Origin of the sequence: Pedobacter nutrimenti, assembly GCF_003208655.1 — a bacterium.
GTDB lineage: Bacteria > Bacteroidota > Bacteroidia > Sphingobacteriales > Sphingobacteriaceae > Pedobacter > Pedobacter nutrimenti.
Genome location: NZ_QKLU01000003.1, coordinates 652,838 through 677,418 on the forward strand (window position 1 = coordinate 652,838; position 24,581 = coordinate 677,418).

A 24,581-nucleotide genomic window follows, 5' to 3' on the forward strand; every position below is an offset into this window, starting at 1 on the left:
AACGCTTTTATGACAAATTACGCATCACCCGGTGTTTACATCGAAGAAAAAAATGCTTTTCCCAATTCTGTGGTGGCGGTTGATACTGCCATTCCCGCATTTATTGGTTATACTTTTAAAGCAGAAAGAAATGGGAAATCCCTGGTAAGGGTTCCTACAAGAATCAATTCATTTGCAGAGTATGTAGAAAGCTTTGGCGGGGCATTCAGTCCGGTTTTCAAAGTAACTGCTGCCAATGTACCTTTGCCGGCCCAATCCTTTAAACTCGGAGCTAAGGACTGGACTTTAGATTTTGACACGGACAATAAGCTTTACTTTTTCAACAGCATCCGTTTGTTTTATGCCAACGGTGGTGGTTCTTGCGTAATATTGTCGGTTGGGGTTTACGGAAACAGTGGTCCTAAAACAGTTAAACTTTCGGATTTTCAGGCAACTACTGATGTTCCGGAGGGGCCACTGGACATCCTTAAAAATGAGCAGGAGCCGACATTGATCCTTATGCCCGATATAGCGGGGCTTGGGGCAGCGGCGTATCCGCTTTATAAAAATGTATTGGCACATTGTGCCGGGATGCAAAGCCGTTTTGGTGTGTTTGACCTGAAAAATCACGACGTCACTGAAAAACCAGATGCTGTACTTAAAGAATTCAGAGAAGCAATTGGTACTAATTTTTTAAACTACGGGGCAGCTTATTATCCCTGGTTGAATACGGGCATCGTAGATACAGATGAGCTCACATTTGAAAATCTTCCAGCCACATTAAATACCCTGCTGGAGCCCGAGGTTGCCGATATTTTTACAAACTACAACACCGCACTTGCAAAACTCAATGCCGATGCGGCTAAATTAAAGCCTGCTGACCCTAAGCCGACCGACGACAAAGATACCAAAGCCGATGTTAAGGCCGATGCTAAACCAGATGCTAAACCAGATGTTAAACCGGACGCCAAAGCCGATGCCAAGCCAGACGCGAAGGCCGACGCTAAAGCCGATCCTACACCAATTGTTGTTCCGGAAACTTATCAGGATAAATTAAACCAGATTAGTAATTTAAAGAAAAACCATCACCTGGCATTGAAATCATCAAGTGCCTATTATCGTACTATTTTAAATCAGGCAAGAAATCTTTCCAATCAATTGCCACCAGCTGCTGCCATGGCAGGTCTTTATACAATGGTTGACAATACAAGAGGGGTGTGGAAAGCACCTGCAAATTATTCACTTAACAGTGTTGACAGCCCAATTGTTAATATTTCAAGCCAGGTGCAGGAGCAATTTAATGTTGACCCTTTTACCGGAAAATCAGTAAACGTAATCCGTCCATTTCAAGGCCTTGGAACATTGGTTTGGGGTGCCCGTACACTTGATGGCAACAGCGCAGATTGGTGTTACATTAATGTCCGCAGAACATTGATTATGATTGAGCAGTCTGTAAAGGCAGCAACCAGGGCCTATGTGTTTGAACCAAATGATGCAAATACCTGGATTACTGTTAAAGCAATGATATCTAACTTTCTGACAAACCTTTGGAAACAGGGGGCATTGGCCGGGGCAGTTCCTGAGCAGGCCTTTGATGTTCAGATTGGGCTTGGAGCGACCATGACCCCAACAGATATCCTGGAGGGTAAAATGCTGATTACTGTTAAACTGGCTATCGTCAGACCTGCAGAGTTTATCATCATTACTTTCCAGCAGCAATTGCAACAATCGTAATTAACAATTAACGGATTATTTAAAGACATTTAAAATATACAATCATGGCAGATGATGGATCAAAACAATCAACGGCAACCTACGCTTTAGTTAAATTTGCATTTCAGGTAAAATGGGACGACAAAGAATTTGTATTCTCGGAGGTTACCGGACTTACAGCAGAGGCGCAAGTCATTGAATACAGGGGAGGCAGCAGCAAAACAAATTCTACGGTAAAAATGCCCGGGCTTTTAAAATATGGTAACGTAACCTTAAAAAAGGGAATGTTCAAAGACGATAAGGCCATGTGGGAAAAATTCAAAGCCCTTAACATGAACACCATTAAGCGCGCAACCATTTTGATCAGTCTTTTGGACGAGGCGAAAGAGGTTGTGATGAGCTGGACGCTCTTAAATGCTTTCCCGGTGAAACTAACGGTTACCGATATGAAATCAGATGCAAACGAAGTTGCACTGGAAAGTATAGAATTGGCACACGAAGGGCTCTCACTTACAAAATAAAACATAATTCGTGAATGAGTACACCTATTTCCCACCGGTCGCATTTAAGTTCCATGTTTTTGCAGATGATATTGAAGGCGATAAGGAAGGGAGTTTTCAGGAAGTGCTGGGCTTAAACGTTAAAATGGAAACGGAGGATATTCAGGAGGGTGGGGAAAACCGATTTATTCATAAATTTCCCAAAGCCCCTAAATATCCAAACCTTATTCTTAAGAGGGGAATGCTGTTTAATTCCCCTCTTATAGAATGGGCCAGTAATTCTATAGGCAAATTTTCCTTTAAACCAAAAACAATACTGGTTGTATTGCTCGACGTTAACAATCAGGCCCTAATGGGATGGAACGTGGTGAATGCAGTGCCGGTTGGTCTTCAGTTATCAGATTTGAAGGCCGAGGAAAACAAGCTGATGATTGAAAGCCTGGAGCTTGCTTACGATTATTTTGAAAAAGTTAAATGGTAATTTATGCCTATTGAAATCAGAGAGCTTGTGATCAGGGTGGTTATTGAAAAACATCCGGTTGGGGAAACCTTTAATCCAGAAGTTATTCATCACCTTAAAAGCGAAATAATTAAGGAATGTACAGCGAAAATTATACAGAAAATTAAAAAAAGTACTGAACGCTGATGCTGGTTAAATTAAAAATTGAGGCCTATGAAGATCCTGCATGTAAAAGCAAAAAAAAGGGTGAAATCAATGCGTTTTTGAATCCTTCTACGTACCAGAGGTCTTTTAATGTAAGTTATACAACAGATAATACACTTGGAGCTACGGATATTACCCAGATTTTCAAAGGAATTGGAGTAAGTGATTTAAACCTGAGCTTTTTTATTGATGGCACGGGCAGGACACCATTGGAGTCAAGATATAAAGATATCGATGATTACATTGATAAATTCAATAATCTGGTTTGTGGTTTCCATGGCAATATTCACAGGCCGTATTACCTGTTAATTACCTGGGGCAAGTTGATTTTTACGGGTGTATGTTCAAAAAACAGCATAAAATACACGTTGTTTTCCCCTGAGGGAAAGGCTTTAAGGGCAGTAATGGATTTGACTTTTTCCGAAAGTGTTGATTATAAGACCAAAGCAAAGGAGGCCGCAAAATCTTCTCCTGATCTTACCCATGTCCGTACGGTAAAAGCGGGGGACAGTTTACCAGTAATGGCTTACCGGATTTATGGCAGCATGGGCCACCATATTGAAGTAGCCAGGCACAATAAGCTGAGCAGTTTTTATGCAATAAAACCAGGGGACCAGATCCAGTTTCCACCTATAAAAAATGTAAATGACAATTAAATCACCTGCTGATGTTGAAGATCTTACCCTTTCACTTGTGGTTAAAGTGTCGGGTACGGTAATACCTGATTATTATCCCCAGCTCTCTGTGGAAATCAGTCATCAGGTAAACCGTATTTCCTATGCAGAGCTTGTTTTTGCAGACGGAACGGTTGAAGGTGGTACTTTTCCAATCAGTGACAGTAGTCATTTTGTGCCTGGAAATGATATTGAAATTTTGGCCGGATATGGAGGGGAAGATAAAGCATCCATATTTAGCGGGGTAATTGTAAAACAGCGTATTGAAGTCAATTCAATAGATGTTTTTAGTTTGGTGGTGAGTTGTAAGCATAAAGCGATCGGGATGACTTTTAACCGTAAGGATGTAGAGTTTACATCGCTTTCCGATAGTGACATCATCAATAAAATTGTTAAGGCAAATGGCTTGAACCCGACGGTGACCAGCACCTCTGTTGTACAAGAAACAGTGACGCAAAAAGGAGCTACTGATTGGGATTTTGTACTTTCCAGGGCAGAGTTTTATGGATTTCTAATGACTTGTAAAGATGGGGATAAACTGGAAATTGCAACACCTGAGTTTAGCAGTACCCCTGTCTTGCGTCTTGCTTTTGGGGAGTCTATTATCAGTTTTAATGCCGAACTGGATGCGCAGATGCAACCCCCGGAACTCGAGGCCTTTGCCTGGGACATTAAGAGCCTGGATGTCCTGACAGCCAATGCTTCGGAACCTTCCCTCAATGATCAGGGTAACTTTTCAGCAAAGAAACTTTCCGGGGTGCTCAATCAAACAAAAAGGACTGTTTTTACCGGAGCACCTATGGAAAAGGCCGAAATCAAAGCCTGGGCAGATTCTTCCTTGCTCAAAATGAGGTTATCGGCTCTGAAAGGAAAAGTAAGCTTTCAGGGGAGTGCATTGGCACAACCAGGCAAGCTGGTCCAGCTGGAAGGAGTAGGTTCCCGTTATAGCGGAAAAGCTTTTGTTTCATCAGTGATTCATACGATTGAGGAAGGAAACTGGAAAACTACCGTAGGTTTTGGACTGGACGATATCCCTATTGCAGAGAAGGACAATTTTAATTTTCCACCAGCTGCAGGTCAGCTCCCGGCCGTAAGTGGCTTGCAGATTGCTACAGTTAAAAATCTTTTTGAAGATCCACAGTCTTTGTACCGCATCCAGCTCACTTTAAATTCTGGTGCAGACAATCAGACCGGGACCTGGGCAAGGGTTTCTAATTTTTATGCAACGGCGAATGCGGGTGCAGGCTTTCTTCCGGAGGTTGGGGATGAAGTGGTGGTTGGTTTTTTGGATTCAAATCCGCGTTACCCGGTAGTACTGGGCTCGCTTTACAGCACCTCAAAAGCACCGGTGAATTCTGCAAAGGACAACAACAATTATATAAAATCCATCATCACTAAAGGCAACCTTAAAATGTCTTTTGATGATGAAAAAAAAATAACGACACTGCTCACGCCTGCAGGAAATTCTTTTGCCCTGGATGATGAGGGCAAAAAAATTGTAATCACAGATCAGCATGGTAACGTAGTTACAATGGATTCAAAAGGAATTGAGCTCAGCAGCAGTAAAGACATTAACCTGAAAGCATCGGGTGACATCACATTGAATGCCGGAGGAAAAATAGAAATGACGGCTACCCGGGATGCGGTTGTATCTGCAATGAACATCAGCAACAAGGCCAAGGCAGGTTTTTCTGCCAAAGGGGAAGCGACCGCAGAAATAAATTCTTCTGGTCAGACAACAGTTAAAGGAAGTATTGTAATGATTAATTAAACAGATATGGGAATGATGGCAGCCAGAATAACAGATATGCACGTTTGCCCGATGGTCACCCCCGGATTGGTACCCGTACCACATGTTGGTGGGCCGTTGATTGGTCCCGGGGCACCCACCGTTTTAATTGGTGGCTTGCCTGCGGCAGTGGTAGGGGATTCGGCAGTTTGTGTAGGGCCACCCGATTCACTGATTAAGGGCTCAGCAACAGTTTTGATTTGTGGAAAACCTGCGGTAAGAATGGGTGACAGTACGGCCCATGGGGGTTCTGTGATTTTAGGATTTCCAACGGTATTAATTGGGGGCTAAGGATGGAAAGAGATTCAATTTTAGGAACAGGCTGGAGTTTTCCCGTATCATTTGATACCTTAAACCACCGGACGGTAATGGCCTCGGGGCTTGAAGATGTTAAACAAAGTATTTTTATCATTCTCAATACCACGCCCGGTGAGCGGGTCATGGAGCCGGAGTTTGGTTGTGACCTTAAACAATTGGTATTCGAAAATATAAATGAATCACTTAAAACGAAATTGGACCATATTGTATACCATGCACTGCTGAACTATGAACCCCGGGTAAAATTTATAGGAACCGAAATTATCGGAAAATCTGAACCCGATGGTATTTTGCACATAAAAATTGAGTTTTCACTCATTATAACCAATACGCGTCACAATTTAGTTTTCCCTTTTTACTTTACAGAAGGAACAAATATTTGATCATTAACAACCGGAAATGGGTAAACAGCTTGGATATTTATTAGAAGGCCTGAGCAGGGATGAACGCCTGATCAGGGCGCTGTTGCCTGAATCTGTTCAGCTCGAGGACCGCGATAGTCCGGCCCTGCTTAAACTTTTATCCGATCTGTCCAGGCATATCGTTTATTTTAATGACAGCAACAGGCCTGAGGGGAACTGGGAAGAATTTTTTAAAACAGATTTTAACATCCTGAACAATCTGGTTACCAGGTTCGACTTGCAGGGTTATCTGAACCATTTTTATCAGCTGGAACTTAAACTGGAAAGATCGGTTAATGACCATGATGTTCTGGATGCGTTAAAAAAAATCTTCTACTTTATTTTTGCAGCGGCTATAAAAATGCATGAACTTTCTGAACGTCTGCTGGCCGTGCAAAGGACCCCGGTTTTTACCGTCAAACTAAAAGACATTCTTGTCAATTTAAAAGAAGATATTGCACTTTTACGCGAATACAATAACCAGGCAATAGCGGCTTTTGAGGTTCCCTTTATTGAAAAGGAGGCCTTTGTACAACTGGGCTTTGATCAGGAAAAAGCCTCAAAAAATATTTTTGAAAAGGGAATCGGCATCAGTGAAAAAACAGGAAATGCCTTTAAAGATGTCAAAATCATTTTTAATTCATTAAGAACGAATTTTAACCGCGTTCTCAACGCATGCAAATTTTATGTAAATGAAAATCCGGTACAGGAGCAGAGTTATAGTCCTCACCTGGCCCTGGTGGTTACTTTTCTGGAACTTTATGATTACCTGAAAACCGATGTCAATAAACTCCCTTCCAAGCATCTTGAATTTTATTATCAGAACATATTGGGTTTTAACAGGCTCCCTGCGGTGCCGGATAAAGTCAACTTATTGTTCGAAGCCCTGCCTGATGCCAAACAGGTCATATTACAACAAGGGGAACTGGTAAGTGGAAATATACCAGGTCACAAAGACAGTCTGATGTACAGGATTAATGAAAAAATTGAACTGAGCAAAGCACATATTTCTTCGCTTAAAACACTTTTTACAGTTCAAAATGTACGTATTGCGCCCAAAATGGATGCGACTAAAACCATTTCTGAGGTGCAATTGTATAAGGCAGAGTACAACAACCCCGAGCCAAAGTTTATTGTAAAAAATGCAGACAACATCACCTCGCTGTCTATGCTGGGCCAGGACATCAATGAACTCAGTCCTGCCGAAAGGAGCAACCTGATGGCAGACACCGGATTTCTCATTGCCTCACCTGTGCTTTATCAGCAATATGGCTCCAGGAAAATTCTTTTGAAACTGCATATTGAACCCGATTCCTTTGGAAGCGTAGTAGATTATTTTAACAATTATCAGGGGCTGAGTGACAGTGTTGACAATGTGCAGTATATGCTGCTTGATAACGCCTTTGTGATTGAATTCACCGGGCCTTCCGGCTGGGAAAAAGCAGGTTTTACAAGGGTCAACCTGAACCAGGACGATAAATCTCTGGAAGTAGAATTGATACAGGGAACAACAGATTTGCCTTTTACCTGTTATGCTCCTGTTCATGGGGCATTGCCTGGTTTGAAATGGCCTGCCATTCGTTTACTGATCAATAATCAGGCAAATTTCAATCCGCTGGCTTATTTAAAATACCTTAAAATAGAACGTATAACGGTACGTGCAGAAGTGAAAGGACTGGTTGATTATACCCTTCAGAACAATATTGGGAACTTGAGTAATGCCACAGCTTTTCAGCCTTTCGGGCCTCTTTCTCCGGCGGGAAGTTACTTTGATATTGTAAATGCGAATGTATTTAACCGTTATCTTTCCAGTGCAGCCCTGAAATTGGAGTGGGCCGGACTTCCTGATGTTGTAGGGGGCTTTGAAACTTATTATGAACAGTACCTGGCCAATATTAAAAACAGCTCCTTTAAGGTCAGGTTGCTCAGTTTAAAAAATGCCGATAACGTTGCTGCCGGGATTAAAAATGAATTTGCCTTATTCGAGTCCGATCTGGATGCTAATTTTGAACCGGTATTAAAGCACAGCACAACTTTTGAACAGGAAGATATAGATGTTAAAGAACTGGCCTATACCAATGATCCTGTGCTGGACAGGGTGCCTGCGCCATTAAGTGGTGAGATGAGCGAGGGTGCCTTAAGAATTGAATTTTACAGCCCCAGATTTGGTTTTGGGCATAGTTCATTTGCAGGTGTTTTTTCGCAGACGGCCCTGCATAACTCAAAACGTTTTGTGAAAAAAAAGACCTTGCCCGAGCAACCCTATACACCATTGCTCAACAATGTTTTTATAGATTATGTACAGAGCACAGCCGAGCAACTGGACAACGCAGCGGGAAATATGGAAGGGTTCAGCAGTATTGCATTTATCCATTTACAACCTTTTGGTTATGAACAGGTTTTTCCAGGCAAAATAAGGTCTTCTTATTCCCTGATTCCTTATGAGGATTACGACAATAACTTCTATATAGGCTTCGACAAAATTGTGCCGGCCGAGGAAATTTCCATTTTGTTCCATCTTGAGGAAAAGACCTTTCACGAATCAGCGGTGAAACTTCAGTCCTTGCAATGGAGTTATCTTTATAACGATTCCTGGCTGAGAATGAATGAAAAGTATGTGCTTTCAGACACGACCGAAAATTTAATAAAAACCGGAATTGTTCGTCTGATTGTTCCACCGGATATCAATACTGGAAACACATGCATGCCTGCCGCATTGTACTGGATTAGAATTTCTTCCTCCGGGAAAAATATCATCAGGTCCAAAATAAAAGCTTTGTACATCAATGCGGTATGTGCCACGCGTATCATTGAACCGGGAGCACCAGGCCTATTGGAACTGCCGGCCGGTATATTGAAAACTTTTGTAAATCCTGTTAAAGGTGTTCAGAACATCTGGCAGTTGTTTCCATCTTTTGGTGGAAAAGAAGCCGAAAATGAGGTTGAATTTTACATCCGGGTCAGTCAGCGGCTAAGACATAAAAACCGGTTGTTGATGTCAAAGGATATTGAGCAGGCCGTGCTCGAAAATTTCCCTGACATCTTCATTGCAAAGTGCATCAGGTCTGGAGAAGACGATTCAAGGGCTGTACCAGATTCTTCAAGTCTTAAAATTGTACTGGTGGCCTTAAATGAAAATTCCGGCAGACCGGATATGACACCTATGGTTTCACTTGACACCCTTTGTAAAGTGAAAGATTTCCTGCAGACAAGGCTTTCTCCGCAGGTGAATATAAGTGTAGAGAATCCGGTTTATGAGCGTGTTAAGGTAGTGTGTAAAGTGCGGCTGGTTTCCGAAAGCCATTCCGAAGAACTCTTTTACATCAGGCTGCTTGAAAACGACATTAATGAATTTATAAGTCCATGGTACTTCCGGGCCGACGTGAATTATCGCATTGGCGGAAAGCTATTTGTATCAGAGATGTACAATTTTATCAAAACAAAGCCTTATATCTCCTCTGTTGAGGAATTTGGCCTGGCCCATTTTTACAATTATGAAAGTACCGGACCCGAAGAGGTTCTTACCGCTATGGATGCAGCGAACACCATTACCTCGGGCTTCCTAACTGCCTCGGTACCGGAAGGTATTTTTATACCCTCCCAAAACCATTTTATAGAAATTGCCGACGCACAGCAACAACAGAATGAAAATGAGTTTGAAGCCATTGGCCTGAATTACCTGACAGTAGGGGAAGAGTTACTTGTGGGGGAAGATTCCGGAACCGAAAAGAAAGTTCCGGCAGCGGAAAAGAAAGAAAATAAGCAATATTACAATTGGGTCATATCCAAAAAAGATAACTAAAAAATTATGCCGTTCTCAAATAAATTTAGTCAGACCAGGGACCAGTTGAAGGAATATTTCCGAAAAGGAAAAGTACCTACTGAAAAACATTATGCAGATCTCATCGACTCGGTGGTGAATAAGGTTGATGATGGTTTTCTGAAAAACGAAGAATTTGGGTTTAACATCCATTCTACCGGGAAATCCAAAACGTTTGTTTCACTTTATCCCGAAAATAATTCTGCAGATCCATTTTTTGTCATTACAAAAGATCAGGCCAAACCCAAAAGCCTCAAGCTGCAACCCTATGTTGCAGGAGACGATAATGTAGCCAAAAGCTTTTACTTCGGTGCAGATGGGAATCTTGGACTGGGGAAACTTGCAGATAATGGATTGAAACTGGATGTGGCCGGTTTTGTAGGCATGCAGGGCCGGGTGGGGAATTTCCGTTCCGGAAAATTTCCGGCAGATGGCCAGTGGCATACCTTGGTTAAAGACCTGGACAATTGTCACGCCTATGAGGTTGTTGCAAGAACTGGTGCCAAGGGAAAAGGGAAATTTGCCCTGATGCATGCTATTGCGCTTGGGGTTTATGGAAAAAGGGGCAGTAAAGTAAAAAAGAACAGGACCTGTTATGGTTTTTTCTGGAACCATTTGAATTTGAGGTGGATAGGTACAACGCATAATTATGCCTTGCAAATCCGTACCAATAGCAATTATGGGACCGGGGTACAAATCTTTTTTAAGGTTACCCAGCTCTGGAATGACCACGCGTTTCTGGAAGAAGACTATTTTTATAAAAATGACTGAACAAAGCAGAACGGAACAGTCCAGGGCAATGGATTTTGATTTTCTCCGGCGGGAGGGGACCAGGTTGTTGCAAAAAATGTCGGGAGAGGAATGGAGTGATTATAACCTCCACGATCCTGGCGTGACCATTTTGGAATACTTATGTTTTGCCATTACAGATCTCGCTTACCGCACCAATTTCGATATTGCCGATTTACTGACACAAAAGGATGGAACAATTGATTATCAGGGCAATTCTTTTATCAAGCCTGCAGAGGTCCTGAGTTCCAATGCGGTTACGATTAAAGATTTCAGAAAAATCCTTCTGGATGAAATTCCGGAAATCTTTAACGTTTGGATCCATTCTGTGAATTCCCGCTTTTCTTCTGATTCAATAAAAGGTTTATATAAGTTTTACATCCAGGTGGGCAGGGATTATGTCCCTTTATTAACGGAGGGCAAGGATCCCGCCTGGCAAATGGAGCTGAAGAAAAATGTGCAGCGTCTTTTTGTATCCAACCGGAACCTTTGTGAAGATGCCAGCAATCAGGTGTACATTCTGCAGCCTCAAGATGTGGTCGTGAATGCCAGGGTGGTGATTAATCAGGATACTCAACCTGAAAACATCATGGCCGTGATTTATTATAAAATTGAAAAGTTTTTGAATCCCGGGGTAAGGTATTATACAGAAAAGGAACTTTTAAACCGGGGCTACACTTTCGATGAAATTTATTCAGGCCCTTTGCTCAAGGGAGGCTTTATCCCGGATGAAGACCTGAAACCACGGAACCTATGGATTGATCCCGCAGAACTGGTCAGGGTAATTTCCACCATACGGGAAGTGGTTGTTGTACAGGATCTGACCATAAATGGTTCTGCCAGTCCAATATCCATTGATCCTTTGAATTTTCCTTATTTCAACATAGAAAAATCGCGCAAAGGATTTCATGTCTTTAGTGATGAATTTGAACTTTCTGTGAAACAGTCCCTGCTGGATGATATGCTACACAATTTAAGGGAAAGATCTGATAAACGTTACATACACAGTTTTAACGAAATTGTGGCTAAAGATCTTCAGGGTACCTATAAAGGGGGAGAATATCATTCCGTACAGCATGTTTTTCCGGCAATTTATGGGATAGGGGAGCAGGGCCTATCAGGTTCCGAAAATGCATTGCACCTGGCTTACTCCAAACAACTGAAGGCATATTTGATGTTTTTTGAGCAAATAATGGCCGATTATCTTGCCCAGGTGAATAGCCTTAATGAGCTCTTTTCCAACAAAATTTCTTCAGCCGCCCCTAAAACATATTATACCCAGGCACTAAGCGACGTTCCCCGTTTTTCAGAAATGGTGAATGACCATCCGGGTAAAAACAAAGGCAGCTGGAGGGAATATTTTGACGATTTATCTGCGGATTCCTATAGTGATTTCTTAAAAAAAGGGGCAGAAAGCAGAGAAGTTTACTTTGATCGTAAGAATAAGATGCTGGACCATCTTTTGGCCAGGTTTAACGAAGTTGTGACCACCTATCCGGTACAGCTCTTTGATAAATTATATGGTAAAAATCAAAAAGGGTTGTCTGCCGAAAATGAGTTAAAATGGAAAAGCGGAATACTTTTGGACATCAATAAACTTTCTCATTCCAGATCCCTGGGGTTTAACTACCTCAGTGCTGAAAAGAAAACTGCCGGCTACGACTTTATAGAAAGGATGTACCATCTTTTGTATATAAAAAGCAAACCCGGTAAAAGTCTGGTGCAGGTATTTACAAATGAGCTTAAAGTAGAGCGGAGTATAGACGATGTATCAGAAGCTGCACAGGACAAAAAACACTCAAAAACAGAAGCTGCTGTGGAATCCGGAATCCGGAAGATCCGGATCCTGACAAAAAAGAAACTGCAGGAGATTCTGGAAAAAAACAACATCAAAGAATATCCTGCAGATCAGGGACAAGGCAGTGCTGTTTTCGGGCACCAGCCCGTTTCTTTTTTAAAACATGCACTGAATATCGATAATTACCGGCTGGCCAATGACCAGCAGGACCAGGACAGTTATCTTTTACTTTATCATGAACCCGAAGGCCATAGTTGGTTAACGGTAAACAGATATGACAGTTATTCGCAGGCCATAAAGGGCCTGGATACCATTATTGATCTTCTAATTAAAACCAGCACAGATTCCGAAGGGTTTTATTTGATAGAACACATACTTTTAAGGCCGCTGATCACCTCTGAAAACTTTGGTTTCAGATTTTATAATGAAAACAATCAGGTGCTTTTGGAAAGCCGTTTCTGGACCACTTTTGAGCAAAGAGAGCAGAAAATAACAGACCTGATCCGTCTGGTCAGGAAAAACAGCATGCTGGCCCCTGAAAAATTAAAAGAAGGCTTATCCAGTGAATATAAAATGCCGGCCCGGACGGACGGAACAGATATGAAGGATTTGATGTCTGGTATAAAAATGTATATCCAGGGGCAAAAAAGAGGGCAATGTCGCTTCGAAATGATTTTGAAACGTGATGGGAAAGTCATTTTGGAAGATGATTTCAACTTCAGAATGAGTGTGATTTTACCCGAATGGCCGGCCAGGTTCCAGGATAAAGTTTTTCAGGAATTTATTACCGAGCTTTTCAGGGTCAGGACCCCTGCACACATCCGGTTAAAATTTTATTGGCTTAACATTCATCAAATGACGGTTTTCGAAGAAATGAATGCGAACTGGCTAAAGGAATTAAAGCTTAATAACGAAAATGAAGAGCGGGTTGCCTGTTCAAATTTGTCTTATTTCTTAGAAACTTTAGATTAAAATGAGTGGCGGTAATCAGCAGCATATAATTGAAAGGCAGGTGTTTGAACTGGAATACTTTTCCAGAGAAAAAGTGCCCATGCTGCAAGACAGGTTAAGTAAACTTTTTAAGGAGAAGATTATTTTTTCACTGGAAAAATTATTTGACAGAATGATAGATCCTGCAGAACATTTTAATATGAGTTCCCTGGAAGTAGATATTGGTAAACTGAATGAAAACTGGGACGAAGAAGAGTTCGTAGAGCGGATCATCAGGGCTGTGGAGGAAGAGTTGTCATTTAAAATAACAAGGGCGTTAAATGATTCTGGTTACAGGTCCAGTATTCAGGGGCAGGACCCAGGAAACAGGTCTCTGCGCTTACTGGACCATTTTCTTTTAAATGGCAGTCTGCCCTGGTGGGCTGCCGCCGTAGAAAGGCCCGATTGGAAAAAGCTGTTGAGCGGATTGTTTTTTTCCGCAAAACCAGAACTTAAAGCCTTGATTTTAAAATCAGCCAAACTTCCGCACGTTCGTTCCCGACTTGTTTATCAGTTTGATGAGCCTTCTATTCATATTGCCCTGCAATTGATTGAACCTGATCATTCAGATTACATCATTGCTTTTCATAAAGACCTGACAAAGACGCAAGAAGAACAACAAATTGTTAAAAACGATACCCAATCGTTTGAAAAAGCGGTATGGGAGTTTATTCTGGAATATTTACTGCTCGAAAATCAGTCTGTTTTTAACAAACTCAGTTTTGCTGAAGCAACTTTAAAACGGTTGGCGGCCTACTATAATATTTCTTTTGCACAGGTGTTGTCTTTATTTGTCAGTGCCATTCCAAAGCTGAGCCGAAAAGTAACAACAGACTTATTTGAATTGCTTTTGACCCTTTCTGTTGAGTACGACTCAAAAGCTTTTCCTTACGGACCGGGGGCTACTAAAGAAGTAAAAGCTTTTGCCACTGAGCGGATTTCCGAAAATCAAATCACTGATGAGCTGGTTTTAGAATTAATCGGTTACTACCTGGTTTATGGAAGTATACCAGCGGTTCTGGGCTGGGCCGATGCCGCTTATTTAAAAAAGAACATCCAGTACTTGATGAACAAACAGGAGCAAGGCTTGCTTCATTTGTTTTCGCAGCAGCTCAGCGCTCCGCTGGTGTTTCAAAGATTATTGAAACTTTTTACTTTTGATGAACTGTACAGTTTGGCAAAGTCGATGCATGCTCCGCTCTGGCTTCCACCGGTTGGTTTTTTTGCAGAGCTGATAAAAATGGCCAGCTTGGAATATGAGCTTCATCACGACCATTCCCTGGAAATCGTTCTGGGCACCTTATTGCTCAATGGCCTGCCAGGCAAAAACAGACATTCCGTTAACGACTTTAGTGATTATATTGAATACCTTTTCCTGCACCTTCCTGTTCCCAGGTCCAGAATAACAGATTTATTAGAGCCATATAAAAGTGAGGTGCTTAACCTTCATGATTTGCTTAAAAAGGCGGCATCTGAAGGGGTAAACAGCCTGGAAAAAGACAGGTCAGAAAATGACATTGAAGCGTTTTCCTCTTTTTGGGCTGAAGCAAAAAAAATATACAGACAGGATCTTTTCAGATACAGTTTAGAGCATGGGTATTCGCCCTGGTGGATCGGTAAAGATACCTTACAGGACTTTGATCAGTTTTTTGAATCCATAACGGAATCTGACCCGGGTTTCGTCATAAGCATCATCAGGTATTCAGGAGCCAATGATACTGCAAAATGCCATTTGTTGATGCTGGTGAGTACTGAAAACCTGCTGGCTGGATTTTCAAAACTGTTTCCAGGATCAGAACAGGGAAAGCAGGCCTGGCTTTACCTCAGAAAAAGCTTATTGGAAATACATATGGCCAGCTCCAATGATTTTTTAAGAATAGAAAAAAACCTTGCCGGTCTGTTTTGGGAGGCGCTTAAATCTTCAGGTTATGCTGGTTTTAATGTCCGGAATTTTTTGAAAAATGTCATTGACTACCTGGCTGTTTTTGAGCGTGTTTCCCTGGAAAAATTAATAATGGCGATCCGGATGAGCTCCGGGGCCATGGCACAGGAATTTAATGGTCAGGTGATGGATTCCCGAAATAAGGGGCGCATTCTTTCTGCCAGTGTTTTGCAGCAAAAATCTTTTTACGAAGTGATTGGTCAGTCTGTTCAATCATATTTTGCAGTACATAATTCCTGGCTTCAATACAGTTTAACCCATAATGCGAAGCAGCCAGATGGGCAAATTTTAAAAATTTATGCCCATTTCCTGGAATCTGGTCATTTGCCTTTTGAATATGGATTTACCGAAAAGGACAGCATGTTGTTTCGGGCGGGCATCAGGTCTTACCTGAAGGACCCGTATTTTGCAGATCATCGTACGAAACTGTTGTCTGCTGAACAAGACTTGCGCTTGTTTGAACAGTTGTTCCTTGAAAAGGGTGTTACACCCGATACCATAAGGTTAAAGTCAGGTGTTTCTGTAGGGGCAGAGTTGTTGAAAAGCATTTTAAGCAGTACCGCCCTGGTTATTCCACAAGGCCTTTTGGGCAATGATGCCCAGCTCGCTTTAAGGGCAATCCGCCACTTTATGCTCGGTGGATCACTACCTGCCCATTATACTTTTAGCAACGAAAGGCAGGAACTGGCCTTGCTGAAACAATTGATAAAAAAAGGAAATGAGGAAGATCACAACTTGCTTTCCGAAATTTTTCAAACAGCTGCTTACCAGCCGCAAGCCTTAATGAAACTCATGCAGCTGGTTTACCTGCCACCCGCTGACGATATCCTTTCGGGTATGCTGGAAAATTTTGTCCATCGACATTTTATCCGGGCCTTTAGTGATTGGGGATTTATTCATAAAATGTGGGAAAATGAGCAGACCCATTCTGTTTTTTCCGGAATTAATTCCAAACGGATGGGGGCTTTTGTTAAATTACTGGCAAATGGCCAGCTCCGAGTGTACGTAGCCAAAAATAGTTCCATTGAAGAAATAACGGAACTGATTTATAAACAGAATACCAGCTGGGATAAGTTTCATTTACAGGAAATTAGATCTGGCTACCAATGGATGAGCAACCAGATGAGCGATGCTCTTGAAAAAGAACATCTGGCCGTTTTGTTTAAAGAGTTTTTGCTCCTTCAATTGGTAGCTAAAGAGACTTTTCAGGATTCGGCCTGGTTTTTTGGGAACTTTTTAAAGTTTGTGTCTTCCAGACGAAATGTAATCTTTAAACAACTTTTGGAGGCAACGGCCAAAAAGGAAGCAGGGGGGCTTAGGGATCAGGAACTGCCCGAGGGCCTTGAAGAGAAGCTGACCAATATGGCAGGGGAGTATTTTGCCAATAGCAAAGTCCGGGAAGAATTTGCGCAGGCGGAACTTCGGCTGCTTAAACAGTTTAATAAACAAGAGCTTTTTGAGCAGCCGGAACTGTTGAGTGATTACAATACGTTTGAAGATGATTTAGAATTATCCGGGGCCTCTTTTTTTATTCAAAATGCAGGTTTAGTGATCCTTCATCCGTATCTTAAAACTTTTTTTATCAACCTGGGCCTGGTCAAAGAGGGAAAGTTTATCTCAAAAACAGCAAGGTTCAAAGCCATTCATGCTTTAGAGTTTTTAATTGATGGCTGCCTGGAGCATTCTGAAGATACATTGATGCTCAATAAAATACTATGTGGCTGGCCGGTAATGGCTCCTGTTCCTTTATCTGTAAAGCTGACAAAAGCACAGATCCAACATTGTGAAGATTTCATCAGTGCGGTGCTTTCCATGTGGGAGCAAATGAAAAATTCTTCACATTCAAACTTCAGGGGGGCATTTTTAAAGCGCGATGGCGTATTGAGAAATGAACAGGGCGACTGGAATTTAAGGATAGAACCGACCGGATATGACGTTTTGCTTCAAACCCTTCCCTGGGGTTATGGAGTGATTAAAAATGCATTTATGGAAACAACAATATATGTAGAATGGATATAACACAGAGAGAAAAAAATGCCTGGGTAATTGATCAGGAACTCCTATGGCTTTCCAGGGTGATTGAAACCAGAATGCTGCTGTATTGGGGCAAAAAAAGCGAATTTTCCGATGTTTCGGAGCTTGAACCTAATGACCTGACCGGGGATGAATCACAATACGCCCTACTTATAAATGAACTTAAATTAAATGCGGTGCAACGGATTTGCCTGTTGATTGCATTGGCCCCACATTTTAAACCACATCTTCTGGATGTATTTTTTATAAAAAATGCCGATTACGATAGGGGCTTTACAGAGTTTGGTGGAATTAAAGGCAATAATCACGGAGGGTTTTTGCCTACAGGCGAAACCGCTGCCTTTATTATTGCCGGTAACGACATGGAAAAGAGGTTTGAAGTGCTGGGCTTTTTTATGCAGGACCCTTTGTTTAATGAACTGAATATACTCGGTATTCAGCGCAGTGTTCCGGGTGAGCCTTTTTTAAGTGGCTTTTTGACCGTTTCCGATGAATACCTGAACTATTTTATTACCGGCATAAATCATAAACCTTCTTATAGTACTGTTTTTCCTGCAAAGTTGTTGACTACGGCGCTCGAATGGGAACATCTTGTACTGGAAGATCGTGTGATGGAGGAAGTGATGGAAATTTGTGACTGGCTGACGTATAAAGAGACATTGTTGTCAGAATGGAACATGGAGGGTAAATTAAAACCTGGTTTTAGGGGATTGTTTTATGGCCCTCCGGGAACGGGTAAAACCCTTACGGCAAGTCTGCTCGGAAAAAAAACGGGTCTGGATGTTTACCGTATTGATTTGTCTATGGTTGTTTCCAAGTTTATTGGTGAAACAGAAAAAAACCTCTCCAATATTTTTGACCAGGCAATCAATAAGAACTGGATCCTGTTTTTTGATGAAGCAGACGCCTTATTTGGTAAACGGACCCAAACCTCCAGTTCAAATGACAGGCATGCAAACCAGGAAGTTTCTTATTTACTGCAAAGGGTAGAAGAATTTCCGGGAATGGTAATTCTTGCCACCAATTTCGAAGCGAATATTGATGAGGCTTTCAGCAGAAGGTTTCAGGCAATGATCCATTTCCCCTTACCAGGGCCAAAGGAGCGTTTACGATTATGGAAGCAATCCTATTCAGAAAAAGCCGTATTTGAAGAAAATGTTCACCTGAAGGAAATCGCGGATAAACACGAACTATCGGGCGGGGCATTGATTAATATTGTGCGTTATTCCTCTCTGAAGGCCGTTAAAAGAGGCTCGAATATTATTCTTTACGAAGACATTCTGAACGGTTTGAGGAGGGAATTTAATAAGGATGGTAAAACGATTGTGATCTAATGTGAAGATGTGGCTAAAAGCCACACCCTTAGATAAAATGATAAAGGAATACCACATCACCGCTATATGCCGGTTTTTGCTGACCTTTAATGGCAAGAGTGGCTTCAATAACCACCTTGGTTACTCCTCTTAAATTTGCAATTGAAGTCAGTTTAGCTTTGAGCTGTACTTCGTCATTGACCAGTACAGGCTGGCTAAACTTAAAGCGCTCAATACCATAGTTGATTTCCATTTTAATGTTACAGACATTTGCAATCTGTTTCCATAAATATGGAATTAAAGACAGCGTTAAATAGCCGTGCGCAATAGTGGTTTTAAATGGACTTTCTACGGCAGCCTTTTGCTGATCGGTGTGGATCCATTGATGGTCTAAGGTTGCATCTGCAAATTTATTGATTTGTTCCTGGTCTATTTTATGCCAGTTGGAAACGCCTAATTCTTTGCCTAAATGCGATTGGTACTCTTCGAAATTGTTGATTATTAACATGTATACATTTTGCCGGGTAAAAAAATAAAATCTTGCCGCCGCTTCCCCCTCTTCAGTGTACGAGTATACGGTATATTTGATGAATATCAGTGATAAATTTCTTAACGTAATAATAATTAGGAGTTTAGCTGTCAAATTCATAACTTTCTAAGAGTTGAAAAATGTTTTTCAATCCTTAATTAAAAATTATGACAACCCCATTAACCTCTCTTGTCGTCAAAATTTTAAATGGCGATGCCAAAGCCCTGCTTGCTTTTAATCTCGATGAAAAAGACACCAAAGATCTGGCCGGTTTTACCATTTTGTGCCAGCCGGGAAACAGTGAACCTTATTATCTTTTTAACAAACTGCAGTTTGCCGACCCATCTCTCCACGCCCAGGTTGCAACTGAACCTGCAGCCTCGACCATTAACGCTCCTATCCAAAAATTCCGCTGGTTACATGTACCTGGTAATATTCATCAAAAGGATAAAGTGTTTTATGGAGACTATACTTATACTGTTACCCCACGATATTTTAATAAGGGACAACTTTTGCCTATTGACAGAAACTTAAGTGTAACCATAAGTACGCAGATTTTAAAATTCGCAAAAGGAAATATAGAACTGGGCTTTACAAGAGGGTTTACCCAATCCCAGGCTTTTATCAAACATTTCGGTCCAAACTCCACATTCCGCCCAAAAAAGGGGGGCTTACTTTTTGATACCAGTGCCCAGGCCGGGATCAATACAGAAGGAGTGGCCTACAGCTTTCAGGATGAATACATTTGGTCGGGTTTCACCGCAAGGGAAAAGATCTTTGACCTGGTCAATGAGGTATTGCAGGACGAGTCTTTGTTTTTGGATGTATTTGCCTATGATTTGAACGAACCGGATTTAATGAGTTCTTTTTTGCAATTGGCCAAAGAAGGAAGGATCCGTTTTATATTGGATGATGCAGCCTTACACCATGATCCTGCAAAACCCAAACCTGAAGATCAGTTTGAAGTTCAGTTTCGTAAAGTAGATGTAAAGCCGGGTGGGATAAATGCAATCCAGAGGGGCAATTTTAAAAGGTATCAACACCATAAAGTGATGGTGGTTTCTAAAGGAGCAAACCGTAAAGCGGTTAAAGTACTTAGCGGCTCAACCAATTTCTCCGTCACTGGTATGTATGTAAATTCTAACCACATTATTCTGTTTAAGGATCAGGCAATTGTAGCGCTTTACCAGCAATTGTTTAATACCGTTTGGGCACAAAAAGTTCAAATTTCACCTTTTATTGACTCGGTACTTTCTCAAAAAGAATACCCGCTGCACTCAGGGGACATCAGTTTGTTTTTTACTTTCGCTCCCCACAATGGCCAAAATGCTTTGGCAAACCTCAATAAAATTGTAAACAGGGTCAATGCCGAGCAGAGCAGCGTATTTTTTGCAGTGATGGGCACCGATCCGACAACTACCGGACCAGTGGCGCCCGCCCTGATTAACCTGCACAAAAGAACCGATATTTTTTCGGCAGGTATTACAGATTCCAGCAACAGCCTAACCTATTACAAAGCTTCTTCGACCACGGGGATTCGGGTAACAGGTAAACCGGGGAATACCTTATTGCCTCCGCCATTTGATAAAGAATTGTCCATTAGTTTCGGACACCAGGTGCATCATAAATTTATAGTGTGCGGGTTTAATACACCCAATGCAGTGGTTTGGTTAGGTTCCAGTAACCTGGCATTGGGCGGGGAAATGGAAAATGGCGATAACCTGATTGAAATCAGGGATAAAGACATTGCAACTGTGTTTGCATTGGAAGCAATTGCCCTTGTAGACCATTTTCAGTTCCGCAACAGACATGCTGCTCCAAAAAAAACAGCGTCTGATCCTGTGGAAAGTCTGCCAAAATCAAAATTGGCCGCTTATAACCTGTATACCGATAACAAATGGGCAAAATCCTATTATAAGGATGGTGATTTGCACAAGATGGACAGGGAATTGTTTGCACAATAACTATCTTTAAGAAGAGTTCAATTAAAAGAGCTCCGGGAATATGGAAACGAGCATTTATCTGGATAAATTTGAAGCACTGGCCGGGCAATTGACAAGGGAATTGCCCGGCCAGGGGCAGCTGCAATGTAAAGCAGGAATGTGGTTAAACTCGGCAGTTTTAAAAATCCAGCGTACTTCCTGGCTTAACCCTTCTGCGGGGGTAAAACCTTTTGAGGAATCCATTTTTTTCTCACTTTGGATAAGTGAAGCATCCTTAAAAGAAAACAGATTGTATTACAATATTCATGCACTCAAACTCAGGGAACTATCGGCCTATGTGATTAAAAGCCGGGAGTTTGCGGAAGCATTTCGCAAAGCCTTTAAAGCTTTTGAAAAAAGATGGCCAAATGTGCGAACCGATTTTGGTCCTCTGACCTTAATGGAAGGCTGGATAAAAATACCGGAAAAAACTTTTGAAAAAGACGTGCTGGCCTTGGCCCGTCAGTTTTTGGATATAGAGTTTATCATAAACGGTTTGTTGGAAGAGAGAAGAAAGGTTAAGGGTTAACTGAAGGAGGCTTACATAATAGTAATCTTTTTTGGTGCATCTATTAAAATGTGTTTATAGCTGCGATTGGGACGGGGAACCAGGATCATAAAATATTCTGAAATTGATTTTTCGGGCACAATAGCCTTAATGGTCTGCGTATCAATGTAAGTGATGTTCGCGCGTAATCCTGCACCACCTGCTGCCATAAAATATACAATCGTTTTGTCTGGGTCCGGGATGAAATTTAGCCCTTTAATGGTCAATATTTCACCTATGTGTATTTTTTCAGGGCTAAAGGATAAAATTCTGGGGTAAGCAGGTGCATAAATTACACTCAAATCCTCACGCCCATGGCTTGCAATTTTTACCTCTGCGCTTAAATAATTGGTGTCAAATGTTTTTGGTGGAATACGTACTTTTATTATGTCTTCTGTTATTAAAGTACCAGGAGATTCTACGTCCCGGATTGTAATTCTGTTTTCGGTGGCAATCTTATTAAAATTTTTTCCGTACAAAAGGATATCTGATCCATTATCTGCATAACCAGGCAGAATAGAATCAATAAGCGGCTGGCCAATATACACCGACGTTTTTTTTGTGCAGGCTGTTGTTAAAAAGAGCATGCACAAAACCATAAAAAAGTCGCACCAGCTTTTGATAATTTTCATTTATATTATTGAATATTAATCGATTAATCTATTTTATATACAATTGACGGCGGTTCAAGGACTAGTCCGGTTGTTCTTTTTATCCATTAGGATTCCCCGATTAATTATCTGATATTTAATTAAATAATTCTTTTTATTAACGCTTAAACCTTTTTTATGAAAAAAGTACTTTTCATGCTTACGGCCGTTCTGGCTTGTAGCTCTTTTACACTTGTATCGGCGACCAGTGAAAACCGCACTGAAATCTCTAAATCTTTTATTGATCCTATTGGCGTTTTCAGGGGCAGTGCATATGTGAGTTATAACGGTGTACAGACCCGCGTTCGTTTTTATGCCTGGGACGACAGCACCACAGAAATACTGGGTACTGCAATTGGTGAAGATTTTTGGGTAACAGATGGCTATTTTTATACCGTTAATGGTGTTCAATACATTAACGCAACCATTTATACCACTGGCCAGACATTAACCTATAATGGGCCAATTTAGGTTTTAAACGAATTAAAAAGCCCGTATTTTTTAATAACGGGCTTTTTGATTCGTTTATTCTAAAAATTAAAGGACCGTAATTTTCTTATCGGGAAGCAGGACCAGAACCGAACTCGGGCCATCGGCAAGTTTTATCAGCATATAAAGGGTTCCTGAAGCTGCATTTTCGGGGACCTTAACCTGCACCTTTTCAGCATCTATGTAAATGATTTCGGCGGTTATACTCGAACCTGCCAGCCTTTCAAAAAAAACCTCTGTCTTGTTTTTGTCGGCAACAAAATTGAGTCCCTTGATCGTCAGAATTTGTCCGGGAGATACTTTTTCCGGGCTAAAGGATAAAATTCTTGGACATAAAACGGAGTACACAAAAGCAGTTGCTGTTTGACCACTGCTGTTCAGCTTTACTTCAGCACTTAAACGGTCCAGGGTAAAAGTACCAGGTGGAACAGTTGTTTTTAATATGCCTGCACCCATTTGGCTGACATTCACCTCAACACCTCCTACACTTACTTTATTTTCTGAGCCCGGACTGTTGAGATTTTTTACATACAGATAGATATCCTTACCATTTTCGGTGTATTTTGGTTGTATGGAATCTATCACCGGAGTACCAACCGGGGTTCCGTTGTCTTTACTGCAAGCGCTATATAAAAGGAGTAGGGAAAGTACAACCAGGCCATATTTTGTTTGAATACCTTTCATTGTTGAATTTACTATATAGTATAGTACAACTGTGAATCTGAAATGGACTAGTCGTTTAAAGAAAAAATAAATAATTTTATAGAAAATTAGTCCTGTTGCAGCTTCCTATAAGCTTTAGGGCTATGGCCTCTTTGTTTGCGAAAATATTTGTTCAAATGGCTTTCATCGGTGAAGCCAAATTCATTTGCAATCTCATTCATCCGCTTATCGCTAAACTGTAAACGGTGTTCAATTAATCTGGTTTTGTAGTTTGCGATATACTGCTGCATGGTTTCATTGGTATGTCTTTTAAAATACCTGCCCAGGTAACTGTTTGATATGCCAAAATTTTGACTAAGGTGCTCTGCCTTTAATTTTTCAGGATAATAGATATTTGTCTGGATATATTCCAGAATGTTCATTGCTTTTTCTTCATTTCCCATATTTACCTGTCCGGGAAGGTATTTGGCAATGTTTCTTGCCACCAGAATAACAAGGGTATTGATCAGCTGTTCTGTAAGCTCTCTGTTGTACAGGTCCTTGTCTTCACTTTCTCTTATAATGGCTTCGATGATCGACTTGACAAGGGCTTTGTCTGTGGGATTTTTAAGGATGCAACCTGGCTGGTGATTGGCATTTTGTAAAATGTATTCCAGTCTATGGATGTTTTCTGCCAGTAATCCACTGTTTTTGATGTAAATGTTGTTGAATTTCAAAAAAAAGAAAGAGGTGCGGTCTTCAATTTCAAAAGAATGGCAATCATCGGGGGTAATCAAAAATATATGCCCCGCATGATAATCGAATTTGCTTTTGTTGATGCACTGTTTACCGGAACCCGAAATAATATAAATCAGTTCAAAAAAACTATGCTGGTGCGCCAGTTTAGGACAATGGTCCAGTGTTTTATAAGCAATACAATAAGGCTGGTGCAGATTTTCGCTTAGCATGCGACAAAGATACCAAATTATAGAAAAATTGTACCTTTTTTTTAGTTAAA

General features: G+C 41.2%; 20 protein-coding genes. 16 read left to right on the forward strand and 4 right to left on the reverse strand.

Going from position 1 to position 24,581, the window contains the following annotated elements:
• Nucleotides 1-9: 9 nt before the first annotated feature.
• From B0O44_RS11010 to B0O44_RS11065, 13 genes are read left to right on the forward strand one after another with little or no spacing between them, the layout of a single operon-like run.
• Nucleotides 10-1,713, forward strand: coding sequence for a phage tail sheath family protein (locus B0O44_RS11010; protein WP_211321361.1), 1,704 nt, complete (start codon nt 10-12; stop codon nt 1,711-1,713).
• Between the two features lie 44 nt (nt 1,714-1,757).
• Nucleotides 1,758-2,213, forward strand: a complete 456-nt coding sequence (locus B0O44_RS11015) for a phage tail protein (protein ID WP_110830203.1) — start codon at nt 1,758-1,760, stop codon at nt 2,211-2,213.
• 10 nt (nt 2,214-2,223) lie between these two features.
• A complete protein-coding gene (locus B0O44_RS11020; RefSeq protein WP_110830206.1) occupies nt 2,224-2,673 on the forward strand; it encodes a phage tail protein in 450 nt (149 codons plus the stop codon).
• 3 nt (nt 2,674-2,676) lie between these two features.
• On the forward strand, nt 2,677-2,838 hold the full coding sequence (locus B0O44_RS24980) for a DUF5908 family protein (protein WP_170123314.1): 162 nt from the start codon (nt 2,677-2,679) through the stop codon (nt 2,836-2,838).
• Nucleotides 2,838-3,512, forward strand: a complete 675-nt coding sequence (locus B0O44_RS11025) for a CIS tube protein (protein WP_110830208.1) — start codon at nt 2,838-2,840, stop codon at nt 3,510-3,512. Before B0O44_RS24980 ends, B0O44_RS11025 begins: the two co-directional genes overlap by 1 nt.
• Nucleotides 3,502-5,301, forward strand: coding sequence for a type VI secretion system tip protein VgrG (vgrG, locus tag B0O44_RS11030; RefSeq protein WP_110830211.1), 1,800 nt, complete (start codon nt 3,502-3,504; stop codon nt 5,299-5,301). The genes B0O44_RS11025 and vgrG overlap by 11 nt, the downstream gene beginning before the upstream one ends.
• Nucleotides 5,302-5,313: 12 nt before the next feature.
• Nucleotides 5,314-5,610 (forward strand): PAAR domain-containing protein, encoded by a 297-nt coding sequence (locus tag B0O44_RS11035; protein WP_211321362.1) that lies wholly within the window; start codon nt 5,314-5,316, stop codon nt 5,608-5,610.
• A gap of 2 nt (nt 5,611-5,612) precedes the next feature.
• A complete protein-coding gene (locus tag B0O44_RS11040) occupies nt 5,613-6,020 on the forward strand; it encodes a GPW/gp25 family protein (RefSeq protein ID WP_110830216.1) in 408 nt (135 codons plus the stop codon).
• Nucleotides 6,021-6,036: 16 nt separating this feature from the next.
• Nucleotides 6,037-9,840: a hypothetical protein gene (locus tag B0O44_RS11045; RefSeq protein WP_110830219.1), complete on the forward strand. Its 3,804-nt coding sequence runs from the start codon at nt 6,037-6,039 to the stop codon at nt 9,838-9,840.
• Between the two features lie 6 nt (nt 9,841-9,846).
• The gene (locus B0O44_RS11050; protein ID WP_110830222.1) at nt 9,847-10,629 is read left to right on the forward strand and encodes a hypothetical protein; all 783 of its coding nucleotides are present in this window, start codon (nt 9,847-9,849) and stop codon (nt 10,627-10,629) included.
• Nucleotides 10,622-13,417: a hypothetical protein gene (locus B0O44_RS11055; RefSeq protein WP_110830224.1), complete on the forward strand. Its 2,796-nt coding sequence runs from the start codon at nt 10,622-10,624 to the stop codon at nt 13,415-13,417. Before B0O44_RS11050 ends, B0O44_RS11055 begins: the two co-directional genes overlap by 8 nt.
• Before the next feature lies 1 nt (nt 13,418).
• Nucleotides 13,419-17,396: a contractile injection system tape measure protein gene (locus B0O44_RS11060; protein ID WP_110830227.1), complete on the forward strand. Its 3,978-nt coding sequence runs from the start codon at nt 13,419-13,421 to the stop codon at nt 17,394-17,396.
• A complete protein-coding gene (locus B0O44_RS11065) occupies nt 17,387-18,745 on the forward strand; it encodes an ATP-binding protein (RefSeq protein WP_110830230.1) in 1,359 nt (452 codons plus the stop codon). The genes B0O44_RS11060 and B0O44_RS11065 overlap by 10 nt, the downstream gene beginning before the upstream one ends.
• A 28-nt stretch (nt 18,746-18,773) precedes the next feature.
• Here B0O44_RS11065 and B0O44_RS11070 read toward each other — a convergent pair whose 3' ends face one another.
• Nucleotides 18,774-19,232 (reverse strand): MaoC family dehydratase, encoded by a 459-nt coding sequence (locus B0O44_RS11070; RefSeq protein WP_110830471.1) that lies wholly within the window; start codon nt 19,230-19,232, stop codon nt 18,774-18,776.
• Nucleotides 19,233-19,420: 188 nt separating this feature from the next.
• Between B0O44_RS11070 and B0O44_RS11075 the strand changes: the two genes are divergently transcribed.
• Nucleotides 19,421-21,217 carry a phospholipase D-like domain-containing protein gene (locus B0O44_RS11075; RefSeq protein WP_110830233.1) on the forward strand — a complete coding sequence of 599 codons (1,797 nt, stop codon included), beginning with the start codon at nt 19,421-19,423 and terminating at the stop codon, nt 21,215-21,217.
• Between the two features lie 40 nt (nt 21,218-21,257).
• A complete protein-coding gene (locus B0O44_RS11080; RefSeq protein ID WP_110830235.1) occupies nt 21,258-21,764 on the forward strand; it encodes a hypothetical protein in 507 nt (168 codons plus the stop codon).
• An 11-nt stretch (nt 21,765-21,775) separates the two neighbouring features.
• Here B0O44_RS11080 and B0O44_RS11085 read toward each other — a convergent pair whose 3' ends face one another.
• A complete protein-coding gene (locus B0O44_RS11085; RefSeq protein WP_110830237.1) occupies nt 21,776-22,414 on the reverse strand; it encodes an IPT/TIG domain-containing protein in 639 nt (212 codons plus the stop codon).
• Nucleotides 22,415-22,570: 156 nt separating this feature from the next.
• Between B0O44_RS11085 and B0O44_RS11090 the strand changes: the two genes are divergently transcribed.
• Nucleotides 22,571-22,903, forward strand: coding sequence for a hypothetical protein (locus B0O44_RS11090; RefSeq protein WP_110830240.1), 333 nt, complete (start codon nt 22,571-22,573; stop codon nt 22,901-22,903).
• A 66-nt stretch (nt 22,904-22,969) separates the two neighbouring features.
• Here the strand turns inward: B0O44_RS11090 and B0O44_RS11095 are convergent, their stop codons facing one another.
• Entirely contained in the window at nt 22,970-23,605 is a 636-nt protein-coding gene (locus tag B0O44_RS11095; RefSeq protein ID WP_110830242.1) for an IPT/TIG domain-containing protein, read from the reverse strand.
• Nucleotides 23,606-23,691: 86 nt separating this feature from the next.
• Nucleotides 23,692-24,531, reverse strand: coding sequence for a helix-turn-helix domain-containing protein (locus B0O44_RS11100; RefSeq protein ID WP_110830245.1), 840 nt, complete (start codon nt 24,529-24,531; stop codon nt 23,692-23,694).
• Nucleotides 24,532-24,581 lie beyond the last annotated feature (50 nt).

Bases quoted from the DNA above. Each gene is read 5' to 3' on its own strand.
- vgrG (WP_110830211.1), top strand. From the start codon at position 3,502: ATGACAATTAAATCACCTGCTGATGTTGAAGATCTTACCCTTTCACTT.
- B0O44_RS11065 (WP_110830230.1), top strand. From the start codon at position 17,387: ATGGATATAACACAGAGAGAAAAAAATGCCTGGGTAATTGATCAGGAA.
- B0O44_RS11080 (WP_110830235.1), top strand. From the start codon at position 21,258: ATGGAAACGAGCATTTATCTGGATAAATTTGAAGCACTGGCCGGGCAA.
- B0O44_RS11090 (WP_110830240.1), top strand. From the start codon at position 22,571: ATGAAAAAAGTACTTTTCATGCTTACGGCCGTTCTGGCTTGTAGCTCT.
- B0O44_RS11010 (WP_211321361.1), top strand. From the start codon at position 10: ATGACAAATTACGCATCACCCGGTGTTTACATCGAAGAAAAAAATGCT.
- B0O44_RS11060 (WP_110830227.1), top strand. From the start codon at position 13,419: ATGAGTGGCGGTAATCAGCAGCATATAATTGAAAGGCAGGTGTTTGAA.
- B0O44_RS11025 (WP_110830208.1), top strand. From the start codon at position 2,838: ATGCTGGTTAAATTAAAAATTGAGGCCTATGAAGATCCTGCATGTAAA.
- B0O44_RS11070 (WP_110830471.1), bottom strand. From the start codon at position 19,232: ATGTTAATAATCAACAATTTCGAAGAGTACCAATCGCATTTAGGCAAA.
- B0O44_RS11075 (WP_110830233.1), top strand. From the start codon at position 19,421: ATGACAACCCCATTAACCTCTCTTGTCGTCAAAATTTTAAATGGCGAT.
- B0O44_RS11095 (WP_110830242.1), bottom strand. From the start codon at position 23,605: ATGAAAGGTATTCAAACAAAATATGGCCTGGTTGTACTTTCCCTACTC.
- B0O44_RS11100 (WP_110830245.1), bottom strand. From the start codon at position 24,531: ATGCTAAGCGAAAATCTGCACCAGCCTTATTGTATTGCTTATAAAACA.
- B0O44_RS11040 (WP_110830216.1), top strand. From the start codon at position 5,613: ATGGAAAGAGATTCAATTTTAGGAACAGGCTGGAGTTTTCCCGTATCA.
- B0O44_RS11045 (WP_110830219.1), top strand. From the start codon at position 6,037: ATGGGTAAACAGCTTGGATATTTATTAGAAGGCCTGAGCAGGGATGAA.
- B0O44_RS11035 (WP_211321362.1), top strand. From the start codon at position 5,314: ATGATGGCAGCCAGAATAACAGATATGCACGTTTGCCCGATGGTCACC.
- B0O44_RS11015 (WP_110830203.1), top strand. From the start codon at position 1,758: ATGGCAGATGATGGATCAAAACAATCAACGGCAACCTACGCTTTAGTT.
- B0O44_RS24980 (WP_170123314.1), top strand. From the start codon at position 2,677: ATGCCTATTGAAATCAGAGAGCTTGTGATCAGGGTGGTTATTGAAAAA.
- B0O44_RS11085 (WP_110830237.1), bottom strand. From the start codon at position 22,414: ATGAAAATTATCAAAAGCTGGTGCGACTTTTTTATGGTTTTGTGCATG.
- B0O44_RS11050 (WP_110830222.1), top strand. From the start codon at position 9,847: ATGCCGTTCTCAAATAAATTTAGTCAGACCAGGGACCAGTTGAAGGAA.
- B0O44_RS11055 (WP_110830224.1), top strand. From the start codon at position 10,622: ATGACTGAACAAAGCAGAACGGAACAGTCCAGGGCAATGGATTTTGAT.